Here is an 18,172-nt window from a genome sequence, read left to right on the forward strand (position 1 = left end):
TGTGGCACTCGAGGCGCGCGGTACACCGGAGTCACTTCCGGGGCTTGACGTCGTTTCCACCACCCCGGAAACGAAGCAGTCGACCTCCGGTGTAGCGCTCGCGCCCGAACTCCCGTATGCCCGGGTGGTGCTGGATCAACCGGTTCCGCACTTGGACCACCCCTTTGATTACTCGGTTCCGCTTTCCATGCACGACGACGCCGTTCCCGGCGCCCGCGTGAGCGTCCGGTTCGGTGCCCAGAAATTGAATGGCTACATTCTGGAGCGTCGCGCTGACGTTGAAGCCGGAGTGTCGCCGATCCCGCTGCTCAAAGTCCTCACGCCGTTCCCAGTCCTAAATCCTCTCGTGGCAACGGCGGCTCGGGCCGTCGCAGATCGCTACGCAGGAACGCTCTCTGACGTGTTGCGTGCGGCAGTACCGCCGCGCGCCGCGAGCGTTGACAAAGAATTTCGTACGGAAGCCGAGGTCTCTGAAGCGGAGGCTGGTAGCCGAGCTGCGTCGTCGTCCTTTGATAGTTCCGAATCCGCATGGCGGCACTATGAAGGCGGCCCGGATTTCCTGGCCCAACTGGCGGCGGGCGAATCTCCGCGAGCCGTGGTGACGGTGCTTCCGCAAGCGGCGGGGGACTGGACTCAGCTTGTCACCGACGCGCTGACGGCCACTCATGCCTCCGGTCGCGGCACCACAGTGGTGGTGCCCGACGCCCGCGATCTTCAGCTTCTCGAAACGCGCCTTGCCGAACACGAGCCTGCGATCGATGTTGCCCGCTTGAATGCGGAAGATGGGCCGACGCCGCGGTATCGAAATTTCATGAGCGTCGCGCTGGGACGAACCAATGTTGCCATCGGCACGCGATCTGCCGCGTTTGCGCCGCTGAAAGCGCCGGGGCTGTACATCTTGTGGCAAGACGCGGACCAGAGCCTGAATGAGCCGCGAGCTCCGTATCAGCATGCACGCGAAGTACTGCTGCTGCGCGCGAGTCTTGAGGGCGCTGGCCTGTTGATTCTGTCTACCAGCCGAAGTGCCGAAGCCCAACGCCTCGTGGCGACTAAGTGGGCGCTTGAACTCGCTGCTGCGCGCGACGTGCGCCGCTCGTTTTCGCCGCGCATTGTGGTGACCGGTGATGACTTTGAGCGTGAGAAAGATCCTTTCCTGCACGCCTCACGTCTGCCGCGTGCGGCGTGGACTGCTGCGAAGGACGCGCTCGAAAAGGGGCCCGTCTTGATTCAGGTGGCCCGGACCGGGTTTGTGCCCACGACCTCGTGTGAGCGATGCCGTGCTGCCGCTTCGTGCAAGCACTGCCACGGGCCGTTGTCGCTCTCACACGCGTCTGCCGTGCCGACGTGCCAGTGGTGTGGCCGCGTGGCCAACGCCTGGAGTTGCGATGTCTGCGGCTTTACCAAGCTACGCGCTCGAGCTATCGGCGCGGACCGTACTGCCGAAGAATTGGGTCGGGCCTTTCCGAAGTTCCCGGTGGTCTCGGCGACCGGCGCGCAACCCAAGTATGAGGTCTCGGATAAGCCCCAACTCGTGGTGGCCACGCCTGGTGCGGAACCACGCGCACATGGTGGCTATCAGGCCGCTTTGCTGCTCGATGGCGATCGATCCCTCATGCGCGAAGGACTGCGTGTGAGCGAAGAAGTGGTGCACCGCTGGTTTGATGCGGTGTCTCTCGTGAAGTCAGCCTCCGAAGGCGGACGAGTGGTCATTGCTGCGTCACAGACGGACGCCACTCAGGCACTAGTTCGAATGGATGCTCCGGGGTTTGCGTGGCGCGAATTAGAGCAGCGCCGCGACGTGAATCTGCCGCCGGCATGCCGTTCGGCTGTTCTTGAGGGCCCTGCGCGTTCGACGGATGAATTCGTGGAGTCTTTGTCTCTGCCGGAGACCGTGTCCGTCTTGGGACCAGTAGCGTTCGAGAACCCAGGAACTTCGGGGGACTACCTGCACCGGTGGCTGCTGTTCTTCACGTACGCGGACGGCCCCAACGTTGCCAAGGAACTCAAGAACGCGAAGATTCGATCCAGCACGCACCGCAAGCCTGTAGTGTCCGTGCGGGTGGATGATTCGCGCGCGCTCTAGTTTGTTTGGCAGTTGCTACTGCAGGAATCCGCGAATTGCGGCAGCGGCTGAAAACGGGGTCTCGTAGTGAATCAGGTGTCCCACGTCTGGGATCACGTGTAGCTCTGAACGTTCAAAGAGGGTGGCCAGGTGCTGTTGCTTCGCGACGCTTCCCAGCTCATCCAACGCACCCGCGATGAGCAGGGTGGGGACTGAAATATCGGCTGCGAAGTCCTTCACCGAGTCAGTAATGGATGACTCGTAGCATTGGCGCAATACGTCCAAATTGGCGAAGCCGCCAAAGTACGTGCGGTGCTGATTGACCACGTACTTGCGGATATCTGGATCCTTGGACTTCGTCATGGCCAGCGACGTTAAATCCGTGGCCACTCGCAAGCGAATGAAAGCCTCGCCCAATTCTCGGGGGAGCAGGCTCGCGAAACCGTAGTACCCCTGTGCCACGTAGCTGAGGAGCCTTTGATCGCTCTCCAGCGCGGGCTCGCAAATGGGGTTGATGAGAATCAGCGATTGAAATGCGTCCGGGTGCTTCGCCATATAGGACGAGGTCACGATGGAACCGTAGGAGTGTCCCAGCAAAATTGAATTGTCGCTGATGCCGAGGACCTTCTTGAGGGCCGTGATGACCAAGCCATATCCGTCGGTGTCATGGTTGGTTCCCCAAAACGCGCTCGAGGCGCCGAAGCCTGGGAGGTCGGGGACCACGAAGGTGTATTCGGGAAGCGCGTTGATGACGCGGCGCAGCCCGTGGTGATCTCCGCGGAAACCGTGGATTGCCAGAATCACGCCGTCGCTGTGGGCCGCGAAGGTCTGCGTCTCTTCGTTGAAGCGCGCTACCGGGTGTTGAACAGTCGCGGGATAGGTGAAGACGCGGACATCCGATTCTTCGATCCTGATGGTCGTGGCGAGAGCAGGTCGATCGTCGTTAAGAGGCTGATCAGGTTCCACATTCACAGCCTACGGTGTTTCTGTCGTTGACTCACAGGCGTGCTCCGCATAGTTTCGGAAGTATGTCCTCCTTCATGCTGGCGATTGATCAGGGAACCACTTCCACGCGTGCCGTCATCTATGACGTCGCTGGTGAATCAATTGCGAGCGGTCAGAAAGAACACCGCCAGATCTTCGCGCATCCAGGTTGGGTTGAGCATGACGCCACCGAAATCTGGAACAACACCCGCGCCGCCGTGGGACTGGCACTAGCGCAGGCCAACCTCACGCGCCACCACATCGCAGGCGTGGGCATCACGAATCAACGCGAAACCACCGTGGTGTGGAACAAACTCACGGGTGAGCCGCTGGCACCCGCGATCGTGTGGCAAGACACCCGCACACAGGGCTTCGTAGCGACCCACGAAGCAGACGGTTTGGCGACAGTCATCAAGGACATCACCGGTTTGCCGCTGACCACCTACTTTTCCGTTTCCAAACTCGCATGGATCCTAGAGAACGTTCCCGAAGCACGGGAGCTTGCCAATAGCGGAGCGGCGCTGTTTGGAACCATCGATTCATGGCTGCTGTGGAACCTGACGGGCGGTCCTGATGGGGGAGTGCACGCAACGGACGTCACCAATGCGTCCCGCACTGGCCTCATGGATATCTACAGTTGCCAGTGGTCCACAGAGATTTGTAGCGAGCTGAACATTCCGCTGTCGATGCTCCCGGAGATCAAGACATCGTCCGGTCACTCTGGAATCTGCCACGACGATCAGTTGCTTCGCGATACGCCCATTACCGGCATCCTTGGCGACCAGCAGGCGGCAACCTTTGGTCAGGCCGTCTTCACCCCGGGCGCCGCGAAGAACACGTATGGCACCGGCTGCTTCCTCAACCTTGTCACCGGCAATGAGCCAGTGACGTCGTCCGAGGGTCTTCTGACCACCGTCGCGTATCAACTTGAGGGTCAGCCTCCGGTCTACGGTCTCGAAGGATCCGTAGCGGTAGCGGGTTCTCTGGTCCAGTGGCTGCGCGACAATCTCGGGATCATCTCGACGTCCGCTGAGGTTGAAGAGCTCGCCGCGTCCGTCCCGGATAACGGAGGCGTCTATTTTGTGCCGGCATTCTCTGGCTTGTTCGCGCCGTACTGGCGTCCTGAGGCGCGCGGTGCCATTCAGGGGCTAACGCGCTTTGTGACGAAGGCTCACATTGCGCGGGCGGCTCTGGAGAGCACTGCGTATCAGGTGTACGACGTCGTAGCTTCCGTTCAGACGGAACGCGGAGAGGACACTGGGGCCCTGAAAGAGCTCCGTGTTGACGGCGGAATGTGCGTGAACGATGGACTCATGCAGTTCCAGGCTGACGTGCTCAATCTGGACGTTATTCGGCCAAAAAATGTTGAGACAACGTCCTTGGGTGCCGCGTATGCCGCCGGTTTGGCGATCGGTTTTTGGGACAATCTTGAAGCCCTTCAGAGCCTCTGGAAAGAAGAACGCCGCTTCACTCCCAATATGGATGCGGATCATCGGAAAGAACTGTTGGGCCGGTGGAATCGCGCGGTGGGGAACACAGTGGGATGGCTCGAACCGCTCGCGTGAGACAGACTTTCGCGAAATAGCGCCCTTCACCCTAGTATTGAAGGGTGAATCGACACGTCCTTCTACCGTAAAGCGCGCTTCAACGCGTGCATGCCCTTGCACTTTCTGCTTAGCGGAAGGCAGGGGTTTTTCTTTGGATAAGGATTGCGGCACCTACGGCACGTCATTTACCAGCACCAAAGTGAACGAACACTCGTTCTCAGGATTTTCAGGAGTCACACGTGAGTACGGAAGAGACCGGCACCTACGATTTCAAAGCGGCCGAGTCCAAATGGGCACAGGTTTGGGACGATTTAGGCGTCTACAAGCCGCTAGATGACGGGTCTAAAGAGCGTCGCTACGTGCTCGATATGTTCCCGTACCCATCCGGTGACTTGCACATGGGCCACGCAGAAGCTTTCGCTATGGGCGACGTCGTAGCTCGCTACTGGCGCCAAAAGGGATTCGACGTCCTGCACCCCATCGGCTGGGACTCCTTCGGTCTTCCCGCAGAGAACGCCGCTATCAAGCGCAACGCTCATCCTGCCGAGTGGACCTACAAGAACATCGATACCCAAGCTGCGTCCTTCAAGCGTTACGGCATTTCCGTTGACTGGTCACGCCGTCTCCAGACCTCTGATCCGGAGTACTACCGCTGGACCCAGTGGCTCTTCATCGAGCTCTTCAATCGTGGTTTGGCGTACCGCCAGAACTCTCCGGTGAACTGGTGCCCAAAGGACCAGACTGTGCTCGCAAACGAGCAGGTCGTCAACGGAGCGTGTGAGCGCTGTGGCACCTTGGTCACCAAGAAGGAATTGAACCAGTGGTATTTCAAGATCACTGATTACGCGCAGCAGTTGCTCGATGACATGGAACAGCTCGAGGGCCACTGGCCAGAGCGCGTGTTGGCCATGCAGCGTAACTGGATCGGCCGTTCCGAAGGCGCCCACGTGAACTTCGTGATCGAAGCTCTCGAAGGCTCCGAGGACACCGGGCGTCAGGTCACGGTCTTCACCACGCGCCCAGACACCTTGTACGGCGCAACCTTCTTCGTGGTTGCAGCTGACGCTAAGTTGGCGGCCGAGATCGTGGCTCCTGAGCAGGCAGCTGCCCTCGAGGAGTACCGCGAGCAGGTCAAGGCTCTGTCTGACATTGATCGTTTGGCCACGGATCATGAGAAGACCGGCGTTTTCTTGGGTCGTTACGCTATCAACCCGCTCAACGGCGAAAAGTTGCCTGTGTACGCAGCGGACTACGTGTTGGCCGACTACGGAACCGGCGCCATCATGGCCGTTCCTGCACATGACCAGCGCGACTTGGATTTCGCGAAGGCCATGGGCTTGCCTGTTCGCGCCGTCGTAGATACTGGCGAAGAGGATCCTGCCGTCACCGGCATCGCAACCTCCGGCACTGGCACCCTCATCAACTCGGGCGATCTGAACGGATTGACCAAGGAAGAGGGCTACGCGAAGGCCATCGAAATGGTCCGCGAGCAGGGTACCGGCGACGCTTACATCAACTTCCGTTTGCGCGACTGGTTGGTTTCGCGCCAGCGCTTCTGGGGTGCTCCGATCCCGATCATTCACTGTGACTCCTGTGGCGCAGTGCCTGTCCCAGACGAGCAGCTTCCAGTTCGTTTGCCTGAAGACATGCGTGGTGAGCAGCTCGCTCCGAAGGGTCAGTCGCCGTTGGCGTCCAACGCCGCTTGGGTTAACACCGAATGCCCAAGCTGTGGCAAGGCTGCCACGCGCGATACGGACACCATGGACACGTTCGTGGATTCCTCGTGGTACTACTTGCGCTATATGTCCCCGAACAACTCGGAAGCGGCATTTGACCAAGAAGCCATGAAGAACTGGATGCCGGTTGACCAGTACGTGGGCGGCGTGGAACACGCCATCCTGCACTTGCTGTACTCCCGCTTCATCACCAAGGCGCTTGCCGACTTGGGACACATCAACTTCACGGAGCCTTTCAAGGCGCTCTTGAACCAGGGCCAGGTCCTCAACGGCGGCAAGGCGATGTCCAAGTCGCTCGGCAACGGCGTGGACTTGGGCCAGCAGCTGGACGAGTACGGCGTTGACGCCATTCGTTTGACCATGGTCTTCGCTTCTCCTCCAGAGGATGACGTGGACTGGGCCGACGTTTCCCCGTCCGGTTCCCAGAAGTTCTTGGCCCGTGCCTGGCGTTTGGCTCAGGACGTGACGAGCGCTCCAGGCGTGGACTTCGCAGCGGGGGATAAGTCCCTGCGCTCCGCGACTCACCGCACCGTCGCCGAAGCTCAGGAGCTCTTGGACGCCGGCAAGTTCAACGTGGTGATCGCACGCATCATGAGCCTCGTGAACGCGACTCGTAAGACGATCGACTCCGGTGCTGGCGCAGCGGATCCTGCCGTCCGCGAAGCCACCGAAGCCGTCGCCATCTTGCTGAGCCTTGTCGCTCCGTACACCGCGGAAGACATGTGGGCGCAGTTGGGTCACGAACCATCCGTCGCGCTCGCCGGCTTGCCAGCAGTGGATCCTGCCCTCTTGGTTGAGGACACGGTCACGGCTGTCGTCCAGATCCAAGGCAAGCTTCGCGATCGTCTTGAGGTCTCCCCAGATATCTCGGAAGAGGATCTCAAGGCTGCAGCTATGGAATCGGCGAACGTGCAACGCGCGCTTGAGGGCAAGGAAATCCGCACTGTGATTGTCCGTGCTCCAAAGCTCGTGAACATCGTGACGAAGTAACTAGCGCAGCCGCGAAAGTAACTGCGTAGGCTTTTACGATGACCGAGAAGAACCCTAAGACTCGAGTACCGAGCTGGCTTGAACGCCTGCGTCAGTCTCGAGCTACTGGGCCGGACAATTCTGATGGACCAGAGCATCCGTCACCGCGCATTGCCGTGGTGACGGACTCTGGTGCGTCGTTGCCGTCCGAATTCGTGTCACAGCATGCTGACCGTCTCGTCGTCGTGCCAATGCCGCTCATGATTGACGGGCAAATCTACGCTCACGATCCAGAGAATATCGAGCGCGAACTCGCGTTGGCTCTCGCCCTGGGAAAGCCCGTCAAGACCTCGCGTCCGGCACCGGGCCAGTTCTCGCAGATCTACGAAGAGCTCGCGAATCGCGGCTTTGATGGCATCGTTTCGCTTCATCTTTCAGGAGAGCTGTCCGGTACCAGTGATGCCGCGCGGCTAGCTGCGGAGTCCGCTCGCATTCCCGTCCAGGTCATCGACACCCGCACCGCAGGTCTTGCGGAGGGCTACCTGGTCATGGACACGGTGGATTTCTTAGAGAATTACGACGACGCAGCTTTCGCAAGCGCCACATCCCCAGGAAAAGGTGCTTCTGATAGCGAGCCGTCTGAAGATGCTCGTGCGTCTTCGAAGTTGCAGTCGTCTGAATCACAGGCGTCAGCTACGTCTGTGCCGACCGATGTTTCCGGAGCATCGCTCGAAGCGGCAACCGTAGCCGATCAAAAGAACCAGCCAAGCGATCCTGTTCAGCGTGCGTTTGCTGGCGTTCGGGCTTTGACTGGTTCGCTGGTTCCAACCATCGACTTCGCCGTTCCGTCATTGGATCAGCTCCGTGCGGGCGGTCGTATCTCCATCGCCGCCTCCGTGCTGGGGTCACTTCTTTCGGTCAAGCCCATCCTCAACATTGTTGATGGAAAGCTGCAGGTAAGAGAGCGCGTGCGTACCGCTCCCAAGGTCTTTGCCCGCTTACTGGAACTGGCGGTTCAAGAGGCTGAGAAGCGGGGCGTTCCGTGCCGCTTTGGCGTGCAGTCTTTTGGCAACGAGGAGATGGCTCGCCAGCTAGTGCGAGATCTCGAGGCTCACACCACGTACCCGGTGCTACTCACTAGTGTGTCGACGGTTCTTGCTGCGCACACCGGCGCCGGCGTGCTCGCCATTTGTTGCGCCCCTGCGCGGTACTGATACCCCGCAAAACACGTCAAAAACACCCACAGGCAATCCTTTCGCGCGCCGTGGGCGGACTTTTCAACATTTCATTAGCTCCAGGGCATCTGCCTCTTCCATGACTCCTAGCCTTGAAGCATGGGGCGACATCTTTGGGAAGAATCCAGACCATCATCAGCAGTCCAACCACCTCCAGACGACCACCAATCAGCCGATCTCGACGAGCACACTCCTGTCCTCTTCACGACGGGCTCACGGTTCGCTGGCTTGCGCGATCGTCTCTCTGCGCTCTTTCGGGTTGCTCCACATCAGGGAGACGAACCCCGGGGCGTTGACATCGCGTGGCGGGTCAAAAGAGGGGCGGTTCTATGCCTTCTGGTCGGAGCTTTGCTGTGGATTGGGGTGAGCTTGTGGATTCGTCCCCTTCCGCAGGCTCAGGACCTCGGCAGCATCAAACGCGATGACCCGCCCATAGTTTCTGATGCCCCAGAAGATCAAGCGTCCGCGGCAACAGCAGCAACAGCAACAGCAACAGCAACAGCGTCGTCGAAAACAAGCGCAACCACAAACGCATCCGCGTCTGAAAATGCGTCCGCCTCCGCACCAGGATCTTCATCTGGCTCTGGCTCCACGGTGACGGTTTCTGTTCAAGGATCGGTGAAACATCCAGGCCTCTATACAGTTGCGAGTGGAGAACGCTGGGGAATGGTGCTCACAAAAGCAGGCGGTGTTCTCAAAGATGCAGACATCCGATCCATCAACCTTGCCGAGCAGGCACAAGATGGCCAGCAGCTCTACGTTCCCAAGGTCAACGAGACCGTTGCACCCGCTGCTGCGCCCACTACGGGATCGCCCGCCCATGTACCAGGCGCACCAGCGGCTGCGGATGCTACTGTCGGCGCCACTCGTCAGGTGACGTCGACGGTAGTCAACATCAATCTTGCTACTGCAGCAGAGCTGGAAGCCTTGCCCGGCGTGGGTCCCGCGTTATCCCAACGCATTGTCGAGTTCAGAGAACAAAATGGCCCGTTCAAATCAGCTGCTGAACTCGATGCCGTCTCTGGCATCGGCCCCGCGATGCTGAAGAAGCTCGAAGGCCTCATCGGTTTCTGATGAAGGAGAAACTTCCCAAGCTCGAGCTGCGGACTGCATGGCTGGCCATCGGCTCTTGGATCACGGCGCTCATACTCTTACCTTCGTCGCTAGAAGTCACCATCGCTGTCTTCATTGGGGGAGCTCTTTCCAGTGCGCTGTCGATCTGGGTTCTTACTCGTGGAGTAGGGCTCGTTTCATGGTTCGCTCCGCTGTGGTCGCCGATGGCACTAGCTGTCGCCGGAGCTACCGTCATTGCCGGAGTCATTTGCCTGCATCAGCAGGATGCCCGTAACTCGCCGCTAACTGGGCTCATTCAGAACTCAACCGTGGCGCGTCTTGAGATCGAACTTCTGGATGCTCCACGAGCCACCACTATGAACACTCCAGGTGGCAGGGAAAGCACGGGGCTCGTCAAGGAGCTCTCCGGCAATGATTCTTCAACGCTGTCGGGAGATCCGCACCACGATAGTTCGAGTCCAGCACGTGCCGGTGAAGGAGCCCACGCCGGTGAAGGAACCCGTGCAGGTGAAGAAGCCCGTACAGGTAAAGCAATGAGTCCCGGCACGCAAAAGAAGCCGAACGCGTGGCTCGCAAACGTTCGAGTGCAGAGGTTCTCCCAAGAGGGACGGTGGTTCTCCGCTCATCAATCGGGAACGATATTGCTCTCGGGTGCGAGCATCCGAAATCTCGATGCTCAGGACCTTAAAGTTGGGGATCGTTTCGAAGTACTAGCTAAGCTCTCAGCGGCTGAGCCCGGAAGTCGAAGTGCGATGTGGATCAGGCCGCAAACGGAACCAGAAGCACTCGGACGAAATGAACCATCGAGCTTTCAGACGTGGGTCGAAGGGATTCGTTCCACCTTCGGCACGAGCTCGCAACAACTTCCCGGAGATGCTCCTGCACTCTTACCAGGAATGGTCATGGGGGACAGGTCAGGCCAGAGCGACGAGCTAGAACAAGCAATGAAGGACGCAGGACTAGCTCACCTCACTGCCGTCAGCGGTGCGAACTGTTCGCTCATCCTCGGTTTCATCGCGCTCTTGTTGCGATCCATGTCCTTGCCGCGGTGGGTCGTCGTCCTCGGCTGCATGCTGGGTCTGTTGGCGTTCGTGTTCATCGTGTACCCCGAACCAAGCGTCGTTCGAGCAGCGGTCATGGGCAGCATTGCCGCCCTCGCCGTATTCGCGGGCCGTTCTCAGCAAGCTCTAGCCGCATTGAGCGTTAGTGTGACAGTTCTGCTGATGATCGATCCTTTGTATGCCAACGAACCTGCATTCCAGCTCTCCGTGTGTGCAACGGCAGGCATCGTCATCATAGGTCGCCCATTAGCCGCACTCATGGCCAGATTCTTACCCGACTGGCTCGCACAAGCACTCGCGGTGGCCCTAGCGGCTCAGATTGCTTGCCTTCCAGTACTGACGCTGCTCGCTCCGCAGTTTTCTACATGGTCCACCGTCGCCAATATTGTGGTGAGTCCACTCATCCCCTTCATCACGGTACTTGGAACGCTTGCTCTGCTCCTTGGCGCACTTTCGCCGGCTCTGCCGCTACCGCTCATCTGGGTGTCCGGGATTCTTTCAAGCATCGTGGGCGCCATCGGCAGGTGGTTCGCTGGACTCCCATTTGCCGTACTGGAATGGCCGGAAGGGACACCAGGAGCGCTCGTCGCGTGCACCATCACGGCACTTCTGGCGGTGGGACTCTGGAGTGTTCATAGACCAATGCTCCGTGCCCTCCTGATCACAGGATCCGCCGCAGTGCTCCTTGCGGCACTCGTGCCGCTGTCGAAACTCGTTCCTGTATCCGTTGGGGAGTGGAGCATCGCGATGTGCGATGTTGGTCAAGGCGACGGGTTCGTCATCAGGACTGGCCTACAAGAAGGAATCGTGATTGATTCTGGCCCGGATCCGGCGCTCATGGATCAATGCCTCAAACAGCTGGATATCACCACCGTGTCAGTGCTGTTCATCACCCATCTGCACGCCGACCATGCTGGAGGCATCAGCGGTGTCATGCATGGACGTACGGTCGAGAGGATCTATTACTCGACGGCAGAACCGCTTGGGCTCGCGTCAAACGAAAAGCCAGGCACCACCGTGATTGAGCAGATCCACGCAAGATCTCAGGGAGGAATCGCAAATGTTTCATGGACGGTGATCTCGCCAGAATCACCCGCCAGCACTGAAAACGATGCCTCCTTGGTCATCCAATTCAGCATCAGAGGTTGGCAACTCTTGGCTACTGGGGATATCGAGGCGGACGCCGTGCAATCGATCATCCGGAGCCAACCGGATGGAACACTGAAAACCAACATCTTGAAGATCAGCCATCATGGGGCACGAAATGGGGGAACAGCAATCTTGGAGGCGGCCCATCCTGGGTTGGCGCTCATCTCGGTCGGCGCCGATAACACCTATGGACACCCGGCACCCAACATCTTGGAGAAACTCGAACAACTAGGAATCCCAGCAGTTCGAACAGACCTTCAAGGGTTGGTCTTGCTGACCATCAACGATGAGCAGAGTCTGAATTATCGCTCCGTCCCAACTCGAACTAGGATCGAATAACACCAGTAGAGGAGAGCTTTCGTGACACCCGCGCCCGCTTCACGCGGCAAAGCTAAGGCTTCTGATGCCATGAACTGGCGCCAGGCAAAGCCAGCGCCGATCATCTTATTGAGTGGCTCTGATGACTACATCGTCTCGCGAGTGCTGGATCAGTTGCGCAAGGCTATCCGCGAGTCCCATGAAGATCCTCAACTCGTCTCTCTCGACGCGAGCAAGTATCAGTCCGGTGAGATCCTTTTGTCGGCCTCGCCGTCGCTCTTCAACGATTTCACCATCATGGAAGCCAGTAACGCAGCGACCATGACGGACGCGTTTCTTGAGGATGCTCTCGCTTATCTCAAAGCACCGTCTGACGATGTCATGTTCGTCGTTCAGCACAGCGGAGGAAACCGCGGAAAGAAGTTGCTGGACGCTCTCAAGAAGGCCAAGACTCCAGTCATCGATTGCACGGCCCCAAAGTCGGATGCCGAGAAGTTCGACTTCGTCGCCCAAGAGTTTCGAGCGCATCAGCGGCAAATCCATCCAGAAGCCGTCCGCGCGTTGGTTGCAGCATTGGGCAACGAGCTTGGTGACCTAGCGGCCGCGTGCCGTCAGCTCGCCGAAGATGTGGGACGCGACATCACTCTGGAAGATGTTGATAAGTACTACGGCGGACGCGTCGAAGCCACAGGGTTCAAAGTAGCTGACGCTGCGTTGGCCGGCCGCTCCACGCAGGCGTTGAGCACTCTTCGACATGCACTGTCTACCGGAACTGATCCGGTTCCGATCATCGCATCGGTGGCAATGAAGCTTCGTCAGGTGGCGAAGGTTGCCGGGCGTCGAGTCAGTAGCGGCGAACTCGCCAGTGAGCTCGGAATGGCTCCATGGCAGGTTCGTCAGGCACAAGAGCTTGCCAACTACTGGACTCAAGAAGATCTGATCAAGTGCATTGCTCTGGTCGCCGAAACCGATGCGATGGTCAAGGGGGAGTCCCGCGATCCTGAGTACGCGGTGGAACGTCTCGTCACGCAGATCGCCCTCGCCGCACGTCACTGACCCTTCTCCGCTTCGTTTATCGGATAGGACTCGGTCCAACGAAATTCAGTACCTACAGAAGGTCGTTGATTTATAGACAATCTGCACAGAGAGTCGGCGCAGCGCTGATGTAGGACGCCAAACAAAAAGTGACCGCCTCCCGAAGGAGACGGTCACTTGAAGTTCTAAAGAACGTAACTGCTTAGAGAGCAGCAACCTTCTTGGAGATCGCAGACTTGCGGTTAGCAGCCTGGTTCTTGTGGATAACACCCTTGCTAACAGCCTTATCAAGCTTGCGGTTAGCAGTGCGCAACGCCTTCTCGGCGGCTTCCTTGTCAGCGGCAGTTACTGCTTCGTTGACGGCGCGGACGAGGGTCTTGAGTTCGGAACGAACTGCAAGGTTGCGAACGCGGGACTTCTCGTTGGTGAGAATGCGCTTCTTCTGGGACTTAATATTGGCCACGAATGAATTTCTCTCTGATGATTCGGACAGGATCGTGAGGGTTCCAAGCCGACACTGGACCGGCTGCGTGGGGATGCAGTTGAAAGGTCGGCTCGGGTGCCCGTCGATCTGCGCGGACACACAGCTGTCAATATTAGCAGGAATTACCCACGGTTTCCACTGAAACGGAACGCTTGCGGCGTGTCAGCGAAGACTGCGCAAGGCGTGAGCAACGTCGTCGTACCGTTCTTTGCCCAAGACCGCACCTTCGCGACGAATGCCGTCCTGACGAAGTCGAATGACGCGATCAAGCTTCGCCTCGCTCGGTCGACCCTTGGAATCCCAACCGCCAGTGCCTACATCCATGTAGTTGCTGTTGTGACTTTGCGAGTTATCGCGGTCCTTCGTGGTGAGCATGAGACCCAGCAACAATTCGCCGTCGCGTCCCACGATCAAGACCGGACGATCCTTACCGCGGGAGTAGTCCTCTTCATAAGGAACCCAAGCCCACACCACTTCACCAGGATCGGCGTTGCCGTTCGGGTTAGGGGAGTAGCTCGCCACCGAGTTAGCGGCGTCGTTCGCGGAATAATCACCGGGGTAGCCGCCGAATTGCCAAGAACCGCGGGGAGCGTCGTCGTAATTAGAGGACGACGACGGCGCTGAATTGGGCGTCGTCGATTGAGGCCGCGAGGTTGGCGCCGAAGATCGCTTGCCGTCGTTCATCCGCTCCCGAATGATCGGTTCGGCAATGCGGAAAATCTGGCGGGCCACGCGGAAGATGGCGTTCGCATCAAATTTCATGTCATCACGGTACCAGCGGTGCAACGAACAGATGGTGCTTCATGGGACAATAGGAAATCTGCCACCTCCACAACGGTGCGCGGAATCCATCAAAAATTCGTCGCAAGCGAGGCTATTTACGTGTCACCTCAGGCCCGCACCGCACCGGTGCCCGCCGCCACCGATCCGGCGCTCATTCGAAACTTCTGCATCATCGCGCACATTGACCACGGTAAGTCCACCCTGGCCGACCGCATGTTGCAGCTCACCGGCATCGTTTCGCAACGTGACATGAAGGCTCAATATCTTGACCGCATGGACATCGAGCGCGAGCGTGGCATCACCATCAAGAGCCAGGCCGTGCGCATGCCGTGGGAAGTGGATGGCACCGCTTACGCCCTCAACATGATCGACACGCCGGGCCACGTGGACTTCACCTACGAAGTCTCTCGTTCGCTGGCCGCGTGCGAAGGCGCCGTATTGCTGGTGGATGCAGCTCAGGGCATTGAAGCCCAGACGCTTGCCAACCTGTACTTGGCGATGGAAAACGACCTCACCATCATTCCGGTCCTGAACAAGATTGACCTTCCGGCAGCGCAGCCAGAGAAGTACGCGGCTGAATTGGCCAACCTCATTGGTGGAGATCCTGAGGACGTGCTCCGCGTGTCTGGTAAGACCGGCGAAGGCGTCGAGGCCTTGCTGGATCGCATCGTGGGAACGCTGCCAAGCCCTGTGGGTGACGCCAACGCGCCGGCCCGCGCCATGATTTTTGACTCCGTCTATGACACCTACCGCGGCGTGGTCACCTACGTTCGCGTGGTCGACGGCAACCTATCTCCGCGCGAGCGCATTCAGATGATGTCGACGCGTGCTACCCACGAACTCTTGGAGATCGGCGTCAGCTCGCCCGAGCCCGTCCCGACGAAGGGCTTGGGCGTTGGCGAAGTGGGCTACCTGATCACGGGCGTGAAGGACGTACGCCAGTCGAAGGTGGGCGATACCGTCACCAACTTCGCTAAGCCAGCCACGGAATCCCTCGGCGGCTACGAAGACCCGAAGCCAATGGTGTTCTCCGGCCTGTACCCGATCGACGGCTCTGACTACCCAGCACTGCGCGATGCACTGGACAAGCTCCAGCTCAACGACGCTGCGCTTGTCTACGAACCAGAAACCTCTGTGGCTCTGGGCTTCGGCTTCCGCGTTGGCTTCTTGGGCTTGCTGCACCTTGAAATCACCCGCGAACGCCTCGAGGCAGAATTCGGCTTGGACCTCATCTCCACCGCACCAAACGTGGTGTACCAGGTGAAGACCGAGGACAAGAAGATGACCACCGTGACGAACCCCAGCGAGTTCCCGTCCGGCAAGATTTTGGAAGTCCACGAACCAATGGTGGCAGCAACCATCCTTGCCCCGAACGAATTCGTGGGCGCCATCATGGAGCTGTGCCAGTCTCGTCGCGGCATCATGCGCGGCATGGACTACCTGTCTGAAGATCGCGTGGAGATCCGTTACCACTTGCCGTTGGCTGAAATCGTCTTCGACTTCTTCGACGTCTTGAAGTCCAAGACCCGCGGCTACGCCTCCCTGGACTGGAAGGCCGACGGTTCGCAGATCGCCGACCTCGTCAAGGTGGATATCTTGCTTCAGGGCGAGCAGGTGGACGCCTTCAGCGCCATCACCCACAAGGACAAAGCGTATTCCTACGGCGTCATGATGACCGGAAAGCTGCGTGAGTTGATTCCACGCCAGCAGTTCGAGGTGCCCATCCAGGCTGCCATCGGTTCCCGCATCATTGCCCGCGAATCCATCCGCGCTATCCGCAAGGACGTTCTTGCCAAGTGCTACGGCGGTGACATCTCCCGTAAGCGCAAGCTGCTCGAGAAGCAGAAGGAAGGCAAGAAGCGTATGAAGATGGTGGGCCGCGTCGAGGTTCCTCAGGAAGCCTTCATCGCAGCACTCTCTTCCAGCGACAGCTCCAAGGACAAGAAGAAGTAATAGCGAATGCCATCCATTTTGCCTGACGGGGATCCGGCTCCATCTGACGGTCGGCTCCCCGAAGGCACTGCCGCGCGCTCAGCCGGTCGCGACTTCTCGCTCTACGTGCACATCCCTTTTTGTGCGGTTCGTTGCGGCTATTGCGACTTCAACACCTACACAGCTAGCGAGTTGGGCGGCGGCGCGTCTCAAGCGACGTACGCCAACGCGGTCAGCCGTGAACTGGAGTTTGCTCAGCGTGCGCTGACAGAATCTGGTATCGAATCGCGCCATCTGTCCACGGTGTTCTTTGGTGGCGGTACGCCAACCCTCTTGCCAGCCAATGACCTCGCCAGCGTGCTGCGCACGGCCAAGGACCTGTGGGGCTTCAAGGACGGCGCAGAAATCACCACCGAGGCCAACCCTGACTCCGTAACCAAAGAGTCTCTGAAGATTCTCAAGGACGCCGGCTTCACGCGGGTTTCTTTTGGCATGCAGTCGGCCGTTCCTCACGTGCTGAAGGTGCTTGACCGCACCCATCAGCCCGAAAACGTGGGTCTCATGGTTCAGGCAGCCAAGGACCTTGGACTGGATGTCAGCGTAGACCTCATCTACGGAACGCCGGGGGAGTCGCTCGAGGACTGGAAGACCAGCCTCGAGACCGCCATTGGCTACGAGCCGGACCACATCTCGGCATACTCGCTCATTGTTGAGCCCGGAACGAAGCTAGCGGCTCAGATGCGCCGCGGCGAAGTGCCGGAAGTGGACGAAGACGATCACGCCGAAAAGTACGAACTGTCTGACCGCATGCTCGCGGCAGCTGGCTTCACTTGGTACGAAGTTTCCAACTGGGCCAAAACTGAGGACCAACGCAGCGAGCACAACCTTGCCTATTGGCGCGGCAACGATTGGTGGGGCGCAGGCCCTGGCGCGCACTCACACATTGGTGGAACGCGCTTTTGGAACGTCAAGCACCCGACTGCATATCAGGGGCGCGTTGACGCATTGGTGTCGCCTGCGGCTGCCCGGGAAATTCCGGACGAAGATGCCCAGTATCTGGAAGAACTCATGCTGAAGGTGCGCATCGCCGAAGGCTTGCCACTGTCTGCTTTGCGGGATGATGCACGACGACGCGTGGCCGGCTTGATTGCCGATCGCTTAGTTGAGCCGGGGCCTGCATTGGGTGCGTCGGGGGAGAAGCGTTTGGTCTTGACGCTCAACGGTCGCCTTCTGGCGGACCGCGTGGTCAAGATTCTTGCCGACTTCTAGTCGATCAGTCGCAGGTTGAAGCGGTAGCGGTAAGGGCGACCCTTGTTAACCTCGATGCCTGCGATGACACCGTTGATGGTCAAGAAGAGCCACAGCAGAACTGCGATGAAGGCAAAGAATCCACCGATGATGGGGATCATCGACAAGAGGTTCGCGACGATTGCCAGAAGGGTTGGTGGAAGCGTGAAGTTGAACGCTTCCTTGGACTCCTGAGCCGTGAATGGTCCACGATCGCGGAAAACATAGTGAATGATGCCGGAAGGCACACATCCCAAGATCGAGCCGAAGTGAGCAATAGTGGCCCACTGGCGATCTTCACTTGGAGTCAAGTGGCGTGGCTGTTGCGCAGACGCTTCAAAGCGGGAATTGTCCTGAGGATTCCTAGGGTTCCCACCGCCGTTGTTTGGCCCGCCGTTCACCGTTGTTGACTCCTTGAAAGTGTTTTCATGTATCAAAAATGCTCGGCAGGTGCCGATGAATTCTCGCCCATCTTAACCTGCCAGCACCGCAATAACCGCATGGCTCGCGGAAACC

The 18,172-nt window shown here is 58.9% G+C and carries 14 protein-coding genes; 9 read left to right on the top strand and 5 right to left on the bottom strand.

Annotation, left to right across the window (positions count from 1 at the left end; all coding sequences use genetic code 11):
* Position 1: 1 nt before the first annotated feature.
* Positions 2–2,083 carry a primosomal protein N' family DNA-binding protein gene (locus BKA12_RS03935; RefSeq protein WP_183640820.1) on the top strand — a complete coding sequence of 694 codons (2,082 nt, stop codon included), beginning with the start codon at positions 2–4 and terminating at the stop codon, positions 2,081–2,083.
* Positions 2,084–2,098: 15 nt separating this feature from the next.
* On the opposite strand, the gene BKA12_RS03940 is transcribed toward BKA12_RS03935, so the two are convergent.
* Positions 2,099–3,028, bottom strand: coding sequence for an alpha/beta fold hydrolase (locus tag BKA12_RS03940; protein WP_183640822.1), 930 nt, complete (start codon positions 3,026–3,028; stop codon positions 2,099–2,101).
* Positions 3,029–3,090: 62 nt separating this feature from the next.
* Between BKA12_RS03940 and glpK the strand changes: the two genes are divergently transcribed.
* From glpK to BKA12_RS03955, 3 genes are all read left to right on the top strand, one after another.
* Positions 3,091–4,611: a glycerol kinase GlpK gene (gene glpK / locus BKA12_RS03945; protein ID WP_183640824.1), complete on the top strand. Its 1,521-nt coding sequence runs from the start codon at positions 3,091–3,093 to the stop codon at positions 4,609–4,611.
* A gap of 221 nt (positions 4,612–4,832) precedes the next feature.
* Positions 4,833–7,319 carry a leucine--tRNA ligase gene (gene leuS, locus BKA12_RS03950; RefSeq protein WP_183640826.1) on the top strand — a complete coding sequence of 829 codons (2,487 nt, stop codon included), beginning with the start codon at positions 4,833–4,835 and terminating at the stop codon, positions 7,317–7,319.
* Positions 7,320–7,357: 38 nt separating this feature from the next.
* Positions 7,358–8,512: a DegV family protein gene (locus BKA12_RS03955; protein ID WP_183640828.1), complete on the top strand. Its 1,155-nt coding sequence runs from the start codon at positions 7,358–7,360 to the stop codon at positions 8,510–8,512.
* A gap of 476 nt (positions 8,513–8,988) precedes the next feature.
* Here the strand turns inward: BKA12_RS03955 and BKA12_RS12595 are convergent, their stop codons facing one another.
* Positions 8,989–9,126 (bottom strand): hypothetical protein, encoded by a 138-nt coding sequence (locus tag BKA12_RS12595; protein ID WP_183640830.1) that lies wholly within the window; start codon positions 9,124–9,126, stop codon positions 8,989–8,991.
* A 1-nt stretch (position 9,127) separates the two neighbouring features.
* Here BKA12_RS12595 and BKA12_RS12600 point away from each other — a divergent pair, with 1 nt between their 5' ends.
* Genes BKA12_RS12600 through holA form a run of 3 tightly spaced genes read left to right on the top strand, consistent with a single transcriptional unit; the run spans position 9,128 to position 13,191 of the window.
* Positions 9,128–9,607 (top strand): ComEA family DNA-binding protein, encoded by a 480-nt coding sequence (locus tag BKA12_RS12600; protein WP_338087420.1) that lies wholly within the window; start codon positions 9,128–9,130, stop codon positions 9,605–9,607.
* Complete coding sequence (locus tag BKA12_RS03970; protein WP_183640834.1) at positions 9,607–12,156, top strand: ComEC/Rec2 family competence protein; 2,550 nt, start codon at positions 9,607–9,609, stop codon at positions 12,154–12,156. Before BKA12_RS12600 ends, BKA12_RS03970 begins: the two co-directional genes overlap by 1 nt.
* 21 nt (positions 12,157–12,177) lie before the next feature.
* Positions 12,178–13,191, top strand: coding sequence for a DNA polymerase III subunit delta (gene holA, locus BKA12_RS03975; RefSeq protein WP_338087421.1), 1,014 nt, complete (start codon positions 12,178–12,180; stop codon positions 13,189–13,191).
* Between the two features lie 181 nt (positions 13,192–13,372).
* Here the strand turns inward: holA and rpsT are convergent, their stop codons facing one another.
* Together rpsT and BKA12_RS03985 are read right to left on the bottom strand one after the other, a co-directional pair.
* On the bottom strand, positions 13,373–13,633 hold the full coding sequence (gene rpsT, locus BKA12_RS03980) for a 30S ribosomal protein S20 (protein WP_183640836.1): 261 nt from the start codon (positions 13,631–13,633) through the stop codon (positions 13,373–13,375).
* A 183-nt stretch (positions 13,634–13,816) separates the two neighbouring features.
* Positions 13,817–14,416, bottom strand: coding sequence for a type II toxin-antitoxin system PemK/MazF family toxin (locus tag BKA12_RS03985; RefSeq protein ID WP_183640838.1), 600 nt, complete (start codon positions 14,414–14,416; stop codon positions 13,817–13,819).
* 120 nt (positions 14,417–14,536) lie between these two features.
* Between BKA12_RS03985 and lepA the strand changes: the two genes are divergently transcribed.
* Positions 14,537–16,390, top strand: a complete 1,854-nt coding sequence (gene lepA, locus BKA12_RS03990; RefSeq protein ID WP_183640840.1) for a translation elongation factor 4 — start codon at positions 14,537–14,539, stop codon at positions 16,388–16,390.
* Positions 16,391–16,396: 6 nt separating this feature from the next.
* Positions 16,397–17,638: a radical SAM family heme chaperone HemW gene (gene hemW, locus BKA12_RS03995; RefSeq protein ID WP_183640842.1), complete on the top strand. Its 1,242-nt coding sequence runs from the start codon at positions 16,397–16,399 to the stop codon at positions 17,636–17,638.
* Here the strand turns inward: hemW and BKA12_RS04000 are convergent.
* Positions 17,635–18,057 (bottom strand): DUF4870 domain-containing protein, encoded by a 423-nt coding sequence (locus BKA12_RS04000; protein ID WP_183640844.1) that lies wholly within the window; start codon positions 18,055–18,057, stop codon positions 17,635–17,637. The two genes, hemW and BKA12_RS04000, sit on opposite strands and share 4 nt — an antisense overlap.
* Positions 18,058–18,172 lie beyond the last annotated feature (115 nt).

The sequence above is a fragment of the Neomicrococcus lactis genome (genome assembly GCF_014200305.1).
GTDB lineage: Bacteria > Actinomycetota > Actinomycetes > Actinomycetales > Micrococcaceae > Neomicrococcus > Neomicrococcus lactis.

Coding starts and splice junctions, on each gene's coding strand:
- glpK (WP_183640824.1), top strand. CDS start 3,091: ATGTCCTCCTTCATGCTGGCGATTGATCAGGGAACCACTTCCACGCGT.
- BKA12_RS03955 (WP_183640828.1), top strand. CDS start 7,358: ATGACCGAGAAGAACCCTAAGACTCGAGTACCGAGCTGGCTTGAACGC.
- BKA12_RS03970 (WP_183640834.1), top strand. CDS start 9,607: ATGAAGGAGAAACTTCCCAAGCTCGAGCTGCGGACTGCATGGCTGGCC.
- BKA12_RS03985 (WP_183640838.1), bottom strand. CDS start 14,416: ATGAAATTTGATGCGAACGCCATCTTCCGCGTGGCCCGCCAGATTTTC.
- hemW (WP_183640842.1), top strand. CDS start 16,397: ATGCCATCCATTTTGCCTGACGGGGATCCGGCTCCATCTGACGGTCGG.